The 10000-nt window shown below is 47.0% G+C and carries 9 protein-coding genes; 6 read left to right on the forward strand and 3 right to left on the reverse strand.

The window, feature by feature from the left end:
• The 3 genes from LDL40_RS01585 to LDL40_RS01595 all read left to right on the forward strand — a co-directional run.
• A partial coding sequence (locus LDL40_RS01585; protein WP_300993059.1) for a GNAT family N-acetyltransferase occupies positions 1-505 on the forward strand: 505 nt, incomplete at its 5' end.
• A gap of 103 nt (positions 506-608) precedes the next feature.
• Positions 609-1244 carry a hypothetical protein gene (locus LDL40_RS01590; RefSeq protein ID WP_300993062.1) on the forward strand — a complete coding sequence of 212 codons (636 nt, stop codon included), beginning with the start codon at positions 609-611 and terminating at the stop codon, positions 1242-1244.
• Positions 1229-1462, forward strand: coding sequence for a hypothetical protein (locus LDL40_RS01595; protein WP_300993066.1), 234 nt, complete (start codon positions 1229-1231; stop codon positions 1460-1462). The genes LDL40_RS01590 and LDL40_RS01595 overlap by 16 nt, the downstream gene beginning before the upstream one ends.
• 9 nt (positions 1463-1471) lie before the next feature.
• On the opposite strand, the gene ygiD is transcribed toward LDL40_RS01595, so the two are convergent.
• The 3 genes from ygiD to LDL40_RS01610 all read right to left on the reverse strand — a co-directional run bounded on the left by ygiD (position 1472) and on the right by LDL40_RS01610 (position 8681).
• On the reverse strand, positions 1472-2248 hold the full coding sequence (ygiD, locus tag LDL40_RS01600) for a 4,5-DOPA dioxygenase extradiol (protein ID WP_300993070.1): 777 nt from the start codon (positions 2246-2248) through the stop codon (positions 1472-1474).
• Positions 2249-2335: 87 nt separating this feature from the next.
• The gene (locus LDL40_RS01605) at positions 2336-5314 is read right to left on the reverse strand and encodes a ligand-binding sensor domain-containing diguanylate cyclase (protein WP_300993074.1); all 2979 of its coding nucleotides are present in this window, start codon (positions 5312-5314) and stop codon (positions 2336-2338) included.
• 187 nt (positions 5315-5501) lie between these two features.
• The gene (locus LDL40_RS01610) at positions 5502-8681 is read right to left on the reverse strand and encodes an amidohydrolase family protein (protein WP_300993077.1); all 3180 of its coding nucleotides are present in this window, start codon (positions 8679-8681) and stop codon (positions 5502-5504) included.
• Between the two features lie 184 nt (positions 8682-8865).
• On the opposite strand from LDL40_RS01610, the gene LDL40_RS01615 reads away from it, so the two are divergent.
• From LDL40_RS01615 to LDL40_RS01625, 3 genes are all read left to right on the forward strand, one after another.
• Positions 8866-9117, forward strand: a complete 252-nt coding sequence (locus LDL40_RS01615) for a DUF1289 domain-containing protein (RefSeq protein ID WP_300993080.1) — start codon at positions 8866-8868, stop codon at positions 9115-9117.
• A complete protein-coding gene (locus LDL40_RS01620) occupies positions 9114-9671 on the forward strand; it encodes an MgtC/SapB family protein (RefSeq protein ID WP_300993082.1) in 558 nt (185 codons plus the stop codon). The genes LDL40_RS01615 and LDL40_RS01620 overlap by 4 nt, the downstream gene beginning before the upstream one ends.
• Positions 9672-9687: 16 nt before the next feature.
• A partial coding sequence (locus tag LDL40_RS01625) for a cation:proton antiporter (protein ID WP_300993084.1) occupies positions 9688-10000 on the forward strand: 313 nt, incomplete at its 3' end.

A 10000-nucleotide genomic window follows, 5' to 3' on the forward strand; every position in this document is an offset into this window, starting at 1 on the left:
TGTGCTTGAGACTCCACGTTTAGTCTTGCGTGCTTTTACGCTGGATGATGTGGATGCCATGTATCAGCTAATGACAGTGCCTGACGTAATCCGGTATGTCGGCAATAAACCAGCACAGTCGAAACAAGACACGCTGGATTATTTGCAGCAGCATCCGCTGCGGGATTATCAGGTCTATGGCTACGGTCGTTTTGCTTGTGTCTGGAAAGCAACAGGTCAGGTCATAGGTTTTAGTGGCATAAAGTATCTGGAAGAAATTCAGGAAACCGAACTTGGTTATCGTTTTTTGCCAGAGTACTGGGGTAAAGGTTTAGCCACAGAAGCAGGGCATGCCGTGATCCAGTTTGCACAAGGTCTGGGATTAAGCAGGCTGGTTGCAGTAATACATCCAGACAACCAAGGCTCTAAACAGGTTGCCGTCAAGCTGGGTTTTAGTCTGGAAGGTAAAACAGAGTTAGCTTTGATAGCACAGCAAGAATTATTGCTGTTTTCCCGACTTGTCTAAAAAAACATCTTAAAATGGGGTCAGATCAGATTATTTACAAAAATAATCTGATCTGACCCCATTTTAAGATGGTAAACTTTGCCGCCTTTTAAGTGGAGTTGGTATGGCGCTGAAGTTTAGTATCAATTTACAGTCTGTAACTGCACAGTGGATCATTTGTTTGTCTCTGGCTGTATTGGCCATTGTTGCATATCAAATCAAGCCTTGGCTGGCCTTTGCTTTGCTGCCTGAGCCTATTACCCAATCACAATTAAAGCAAGCGAACGACTTTGAAGCAAAAAATCCGGAAGCGGCCAAAGTGCTTGACGCCTATTTAGGGATCCGGGCTTTAATGGCGAAAGAACAAAGTCTGGTAGAGCAATACAGCCTTTGGGACGATCAAGAAAGAGATGAAGGTTGGGCTGAGGCAACCGAATATCTGCTTGCGCATCTGGCAGTGACTACAACGAATAATGAATTGCGTATTCTTGACAGTGAATGCCGTAATACTCTGTGTCAGGTCAAGCTGATGGCGCCAACACCTTTGACCAAAGACTTTACGGCTAAAATTCTCGATTATGCCAAAGTGCTCAAAGCCGGTGAGCTGGAATATGCTGATCTGGAAACTTTACCTGGCGCAGTATTGTTAAAACTTAAAGCGAATAAAAAGTATAAGTTTGACGACACCACCAACGCAGAGTTATGGCCGGAACAACGGAAGCAGTGGGAACAGGAGCTGAAAACATGGTACACAAAATAAAATATCCGGCGGTTTTTCTGCTGGTTTATCTGATCTGTGCTTTAGTTGATTTTGGTACTACCTATTACCGTCAGGCAAAAATTCCTGCTACAGAACATAGCAGTGACGAATTATCAGAGTCTATGCAATTACTAATGCAACACCACAGGTTGACGGGGGCAGAGTTGTCTCAGGCAATCAGCGATGTACAACAGCAAAAAAAGCGTTATCTGGATTAGTACTCAGTGTCAGACTTTTGTACTTAATTTGACCGATAGCATACTCAAAGCTCCATACAAGATCTCATCGTTAAACAGGCTGATTTCATCTCCATCCAGCCCGGTACCCAGCACGTAAAGTAAAGGTAAAAAGTGATCAGGGTGGGGGACAGCCAACCTGGCCGCTTCACCTATGTTCTGATACTGCGCCAGGCCTTTTAGGTTATTTTCTAATAATAACTCTTTGATTTTATAATTAAATTGTTCAGCCCACAAAGGCGGTTGAGTGCTTTGCCAATCCAGCATTCGAAGGTTATGTACCACATTGCCTGATCCTATGATCATCACGCCTTGTTGTCGGAGCGAAGCCAGCTTTTTTGCAAGTTGTAGGTGCTCAAGCGGTGTTAAATTTTGATCCAGACTCAGTTGCACCACTGGCACATCTGCATTTGGAAACATATGAATCAGTACCGACCAGGCTCCATGATCCAGGCCCCAGTTCATATTCAGTTGAACCTCCGCCGGAGCCAATAAGCTTTTAATCTGAGTGGCAAGTTCAGGACAGCCTTGAGCAGGGTATTGAATTTGATATAAGTCTGCAGGAAAGCCATAAAAATCGTGAATAGTCCTGGGGAAGTTCATAGCCGTCACTGCGGTGCCATGGGTATACCAGTGAGCTGATATCATCAGAATAGCCCTGGGTTTGCTGCCCTGTAGCATTGACTGCCACTGTTGCGTTTGAGCATTATGCTCTAATGCATTCATAGGGCTGCCATGACCAATAAAATATGCGGTTTCAATTGACATTGTCAGTCTCCTGCACTGGAAAGAGACAGTGTATAACCAAAACATTCGACTGAATATGGCTAAAAGTACTAATAAATTTTCGAAAAATTAGACTGGTTGCTTGGTGTCGACAACCCGATCCTGATAAAGCACTACCTTGTTACGGCCCGTTTTCTTGCCTTGGTATAGGGCAATATCCGCAGCAGATTGCCAGCGGTTTAGTTCGAGGTGTAAATCATTTAATTGCGCCAGCCCCAAAGTGGCAGTTACAGTAATAAGTTGATTTTGATACTGAATATCCATTTGCATCAGACATTGTCGGAGTTCCTCGCACACAACCAGTGCCCCCGGCGCTGTAGTTTCTGGTAACAACAAAATGAATTCCTCGCCACCCCAGCGCGCCAAAACGTCACGTTGTCTTAAACGTTGCGATAAACTTTGCGCCACTTTGGTCAAGACTACGTCTCCGGCATCATGGCCAAAGGTATCATTAATAGTTTTGAAGTGATCAATGTCTAACAGCACAAGAGTGAATGGAGCTTGTTGCCGTATGGCTTGTCGCTGTAACAGCTCAAACTGTTCAGAAAATGCCAGTCGATTTGGCAGTTTGGTCAAAAAGTCAGTGCGGGCTTGTTGATTAAGAGCCAGATTGGCTTGTTCTAAATCCGAAGTTCGTTGTTGCACCAACTGATTTAGCCTGATGTTTTGTTGCTGCAAAGCGCGGGTACGTAGCTGCCACACCAACCAAATCGCTAATAGGGTAATAAGAGAGATAAATAGCCAAAGTCTTTTGTCCTGCCATAAAGGGGCGGGGATCACAAAATTCAACCTGGCTGTGCTTCTTGTTGAGTGTTCCATGCTGTTTCTGACTTCAAACTGATACGAGCCTGCAGGTAGCCGATTGAAGGTTACATGATTCTGGTGGCCTAAAAAAATCCAGCCCTGATCAGAGCCAGAGAATCTGTATTCGTATTGATGCCCTTCGGTGAAGTAATACTCCAGAAAGCTAAACTGGATATTAATTTCTCTGGTATTCACGGGCAAAAGTAGCGGTTTTTGCTCTGAACTTTGTGGGTCCAACCAAATCTTCTGGTCTGCTTTAAGTTTGCTAACAACCATTTGCGCGTCAAATCGGTAATCTTCTATTTCGCTTGGGGTAAAGTGGTACAAGCCTGCCGCTGTACCCAACCAGAACTGACCAGAAGCATTGCGGTTTAGCGCTCTGGTTTCCAGTAATAAGGCATTAATGTTTGCTTTATCAGCAAAGAATCTGAACGTCTTGGTCGCTAAATCCAGTTCTGCCAGTCCTCTTTTTGTGCTGACCCAGACTGAACCAGGTTCCTGCGCATTAATTGCGACGACTCTGTTATCGGGCAAGCCATGGGCCACCTGATAGAGCTCTGTCTGGTTGCGCTTTAAGTCCATGAAAAACAAACCCTGATTGGTACATACCCAAAATTGGTGTTCGTTGACTTTTTCCAGACAAAGCAAGATATCGCTTGGAAGTTGCGGCAGACTATCTGCACCGCTGTGATAGCGGTTGAGCAAACCCGTAGTACGGCTTAGTTGGTACAAACCGCTAAAGCGTGTGACCATCCAGATGCTATCCGCCTCATCGCTAAGTATACTGATTACAGCATCACCAGGTTGCGACGTGATAGTGAAATGTTCAAGCAGACCTTCGGGATTTTGTTGAGGCCATTTAACTAAACCTTTTTCCCAGATGCCAAGCCACAGCGAACCATCAGGATCCGCAGCGACAGAAGTTATACCTGCTAACTGACGCACTGAGGCCGGAAGATCTTTTTGGCTGAATTCTTGCCCGTCCGCCTGTGATTTGAAGAGTCCAAGGTCTGTCGCTGCCCACAATTGTCCATACGGATCCCTGGTGACCGCCTGAATTTGATTATGAGGTCTATGAGTGGGTAAGTTGTACTCCCGCCAGATCTGAGTGTTGATATCGTAGCTGACCAAATCATGGTCTACCCCAAGCCAGATCTTGTCGTCTATCATGCTTTGACTATAGATACGCCTTAAGGTAGTTTCCGCCATACCAACGTTGCGGGGAAAAGGTACAGCGGCAAAGTTTTGTGGCAAAGGATTCATTTTATAGATCCCCCTGTTACGACTTGCTACCCAAATGACCCCGGTATGATCTTTGAAAAATTTACGGATGTCTGCTGTTTGCAGAGAGTGCTCCGGTTTTGCAGAGGTGGGGTGTTCCGTTGTGACACTATATAAACCGGCGCTACTGCCGATCCATAGCAGGCCTGGCTCGGGTTGAAACAAGGTATTAATCACACCGAATTCTGCAGGGTATCTGTTGGTGACTGTGCCCGTTTCGAAACTAAAGAAAAATAGCCCAAGTTGAGTGCCCAGCCATAAGCCCTGGTCGACCAGTAACAAGGTACGGATTTCTGCCGGATTTACGCTGACATCCTGCGCGGACAGAGGAGGGAGAGGTTTGTATTGTAACTGTTGCAAATCCTCAGACAAACTATACAAGCCTCTGGATGTGGCCAGCCAAAGTATTCCATCGGCTGCCTGGGTCATTTGCCAAACCCGCAGTTCCTGTAACGCCTCAACTTTGTGTAGTGTGCTCAGATCCGTGGCGTGCACATAACGTAACCCTTCGACTGTACCTATCCATATGCGATGCTGCGAATCTTCGAAAAAGCTTTGAGCCCGGTCTGATGGCAACTGTAGTGGTAATGCCGCTTTGCTGTGATAACGAGCTGCTATGTTGTATTGTTGGTCCAATAAGGTGACGCCTTGTCCCCAGGTACTAACCCAAAGCCGTTGTTGGCTGTCTAGCAGTAGCTGATTGACGTTGGCCATTCCAGGTTGATGTTCTGACTCCGGTAGTATTCTCCAGCGACTGAGCTCATAGCCGTCAAAGCGTTGCAATCCATCCAACTCACTGGCAAACCAGATATAACCTTTATGATCTTGTTTGACGTCATAACTAATTAATGGCGCGTCTGCATGCTGTTGTGCAAGAGCAGAGAATTGCATGGACGCTAAAGCGGAGCATGAGAACAGCACCAGCAAAGAAGACAGTAGACAACAAAACAGAACTGGACTCATAGTAGGAAAAGCCTCGATAAAACAAGTAAATGGGCTTAAATGCTTTTAGCTTGTCAGATCCTAGCAGTCAAAACCTCAGAAGCAAAGTTCGCTTAGTTAAATTGCAGTTATTGTCGAAAAGAAAAACCGGCCTAAGCCGGTTTTATCAAAAGCAGGGAATGGCACTGCAGATGTTTAACTGGGACCATTAGTTTTTCGGACTAAAAAACCAGGGTGCCCGTTGTTTTTTCTCAGGATATAGCTGGTTCATGGACTCCGCGTCATACAAACGGCCGTTGACCATGCTGTACTTCACTTTGTCCGTGTCCATAATATTCTTCAATGGATCGGCATCAAGGATAATCAAGTCGGCCAGTTTGCCCGCTTTAATTGAACCTAGCTGATGATCCATACCAAAGGTCTTCGCCGGGTTGAGAGTGGCTGTTCTTAGTGCTTCCAGCGGGCTCATGCCGCCTTGGGCAAACATCCAGATCTCCCAGTGCGCACCTAAACTTTCACGTTGACCATGAGCACCAATGTTAGTGACCACACCTAAATCCGATAACTCTTTGGCCATTTTGGCGATAGAGATATGGTTATAGTGGTGATCCGGCGCTTTAGGACGACGCATGCTGCGTGGCCGCAGTTCATCGGCCGGTACATACTGGCTTAAACGCGGATGTTTCCAGACATCCGTTTTATCGTACCAGTAGTTTTCACCAAAAATGCCGCCATAGGCCACTATCAGGGTCGGCGTATAGGCCGTATTACTTTGTTGCCACAGCTGTTTCACGTCGTCATACAGCACAGCCGCAGGTAAAGAGTGCTCCAGCGTAGTATGACCATCTACCACCATGCTCAGGTTATGTTGCAGCAATGAGCCGCCTTCAGGCACTACCAGCATTTCCAGCTCACGAGCCGCTTCAATCACCTGCTGGCGCTGATTACGACGTGGCTGGTTGTAGCTTTTCACCGAAAAGGCGCCGACTTTTTTCAGCCGCTCTAAGTGAAATTTCGCATCATCCAGGCTGTCGATATGGGAGGTGTAGCCTGCGCCATAAGCACCGTACAAAATAGTACCGGTGGAGAAGATACGTGGGCCCACTGTGATACCGGCTTTTTGCAATTCACTGGCAGTGAAGATTTCCTGCGTGTCGTTCGACGGATCGTGGATAGAAGTGACCCCCAAAGCAAGGCTTGCGTAGTTGGCATAGTTTTGTTGTGGGATCAGCTGATTGACACCCTGAGCGCCGTGGGCGTGGGCATCAAATAAACCTGGCATTAAGGTTTTGCCTGTGATGTCGATGACTTCGGCGCCTGTCGGCACTTTGACGTCAGCCTTAGTGCCCACAGCTTTGATTTTATTGCCTTCGACCAGCACTACCGCATCCTGCAGCACGGTATCGCCTTCCATGGTAATCACCTGACCACCAACAAAAGCGATTTGGCCTTGGGGTTTATCCATAGGCACAGTAAAGCCGATGTTGCTGCCGTTTTTGGCATCGACTTTCACTTTGCTGTTTACATCAAACAAACCAGCAATACTGTGATGATACAGCTCTGGCCCTAAGTGCCAATACAAGCTGCTGCTGTCGGATGTCCAGCTGATATCTGTACCAGCTTTGACGGACAATTGTTTGACCGGGAATTGGGTATCTGAACCGCTGATATCAATCACAGCACCACGCTCTGCAAAAGGCGTAACATAAACTTTAAAGCGATCAACAAAAGCTAAGTATTTGCCGTCCGGCGACAGTTTAAATTCGGTGCCGTACTTCGCTGTGTATAAAGGACGTTGCTGCTCTGTGGCCACATCTATGCTGAGCAGTGTTGGAGATTCGCCGTAATCCTGGGCAAAGACTCTGGTATTGTCTTTGCCAAACATAGGGGCGTAACCGTTGCGGCTGAGAAGTTTAGGTTTGTCTGCACCGCTAACGCTCACCGCATAAAGGCCGGTATTGAGGGACCATTTTTTATCCAGCAAAGAGCCTGCACCAGACTTGCGATACACCACGGTACGACCATCCGGGCTGAAAGTCGGCTCGACGTATTTACCCGCTTCTGGCGTTAAATCACGGCTTTGGCCTGTGGTTAAATCCAGAAGTTTGACCCGGCCTTGTGCTGTGTCATGCCAGCTGACATAAACCAGCTTGCTGCCATCACGCGAGAACTGCGGGTAAAACTCAAAATGTTCGTTCTGGCTGGTCAGGCGTTTGGCTGAACCTGATTTTAAGTCTTTGATATACAAATGACCCAAAGCCGAATACACGGCTTTTTTACCGTCAGGCGACATATGCAGGTTGCCCAGCACCTTCACATCCAACTGGTCTTTGTCTAAATCCTGCTTAAATTTAACCGCCTGCTGAATGGTTTTGCTGCGCTCAACAGAGAACGGGATTTGAGTTTTGGTTTTGCTGGCGATATCCAGGCTGTTGATTTTACCACCGGCCCAATACACTAGCTTTTTATTATCCGGTGTCCAGCTTAAGGTTGGATAAACCCCATGAATAGCCCAGGTTTCCTGCATATCGCGGTCTAGTTGGTTATCCAGTTGGATATGCTCGCCACTTTCTAAATCATATAAATACAAGGTGGTCTGGAAATCTACACGACGGATATAAGCTAAATATTTACCATCGGATGACGGCGTAGGGCGGATAGCGCCACCAGCGCCTTGCAGCAACACATCAATTTTTCCAGTCTCGCGTTCAAAGCGTTTAATCACATAAATGCCTTGTTCTGAGTCTTTGCTGTAGTGGAATGTTTTGCCTGGTGTATCGTCCTGCGAGAAATAAATATATTTACCGTCCGGAGAAAACGCGGGTTCACCTAAATCTTTTTCATCATTGGCTTTGGCTGTGAGCATCACACCAGCACCACCAGATTTATGGTATTGCCATACTTCGCCTGCACCTAATGAACGTCCGGCAGTAAAGTGTTTACGGGCGACAATAAACTCGCCATCCGGACTCCAGGCTGGACTATTGAGCAAACGGAACGTCTCTTCCGTCACTGCTTTTGGCTCTGAACCATCGGCTTTCATCACCCAAATATTATCGCCGCCGCCTTGATCGCTGGTAAAAGCAATGTATTTGCCATCAGGGCTGAATACCGGCTGCATTTGCCAGCCGATATCAGAGGTTAAAACTTTGGCTTTGCCACCGCTGATCGGCATAGTGTAAATATCACCCAATAAATCAAAGGCGATGGTTTTACCGTCAGGACTAACACTGACATTCATCCAGGTGCCTTGCTGCACTTTTATCTTGATGTCAGTGAATTTTCCTGCGGGCTTGTCGACATTCCAGCTTGGTTTTTTATCATCAGCCGCCATCGCCAAAGTGGAGCATAAAGCCAGGGCTAACAGACTGTAGTTATAGTTTTTCATCAGTGGACCTCGTGTTGTTTGAGCCTACGCTGCCATAAAGCCAAAGCAGGGTAAAGCTTCAGAGGCAAAACTGCGGTTAAAAGCACGGCATTTCAGACTGATCACTTGAGTTTGGTTGTAAAACTTTGGCCTGAATCAAAAAGTGGTTACACTGGAGTAAGTTAGAATAAAAGCCGGAGCTGAAGTGGACTCTCCTTGTGTGGCCTGTTGCAGGCTGAATGAAGATAAGATTTGTGTCGGTTGTTACCGTCATATGGACGAGATTGTCGACTGGCGTAAAAAAACGCCTGAACAGTATCAACAAATTTCGCTAAATATCCAACAACGTAAAGCCGTCGCCCGCAGTTTAGGCGCAACAGTGCCAATGACCGAAGCAGAGTGGAAAGCTGCACGGGCGCGCAATGCTGAAAAATTAGTGTCCGGAGGTGCTGTATGATGCTGGACCCCGCCTGGTTTGATATCAGTCCATTATCCTGGCACGCCATAGGTGTTACGGTCTTAACCGGCACTGTCGTCGGTTTGGAGCGGCAGTTGAGGGGGAAACCTGCCGGGATACGAACTTCAATTCTGATCACTTTGGGCACCTATTTGTTTGTCGCTTTGTCTCTGCCTTTGGGTCATGCGGTGCTCGATGCCAATCGTATAGTGGGTAACGTGGTGACAGATCCAAGTCGTATCATAGGTCAGGTGGTGACGGGCATTGGTTTTCTTGGCGCAGGTGTGATGCTGACCCGCGAAGGTATTGTCGTAGGCGTCACTTCGGCGGCCACTATTTGGGTGTTGGCCGCTATAGGTGTTGCTACTGGTTTAGGCCATTATCAGGTCGCAATATGGTTGTCGGTCATAGTAGTAGCTGTGTTAACTGGTGTGGATATGCTGGAAAATGCCAGCAGTGCGTTACGCCGCGGAGTGCACAGAACGGCGAAAGACTGGGTGATCCGTAAGTCAGAAAAAGAAACTAAAACCATAGAGCCTTCGCAGGGGCAGTAAGAGCAAAAGGATTTATATGTTGTTAGAAGCAGTCTGGATAGGTTTTGCTTTTAGTGCAGGTTTACTGGTGCGCTTAATTGGCTTACCTCCGTTAATTGGCTATCTGGCGGCCGGCTTTATGATCACAGCAACAGCCACAGACCTGAATTTGCCCAAAGAAGGCAATGCTATTATTGCCCATGTCGCGCATTTAGGCGTGTTGTTGTTGCTATTTACTGTCGGCTTAAAGCTCAATATCCGCAGTTTAGGCAAGACCGAAGTTTTGGGCGGCAGTCTGGCCCACTTTGCCAGTTCAGCGCTGCTTTACACTCCTATAATTTATCTGACCT

It is taken from the genome of Rheinheimera sp., from assembly GCF_020217005.1.
Lineage (GTDB): Bacteria > Pseudomonadota > Gammaproteobacteria > Enterobacterales > Alteromonadaceae > Pararheinheimera.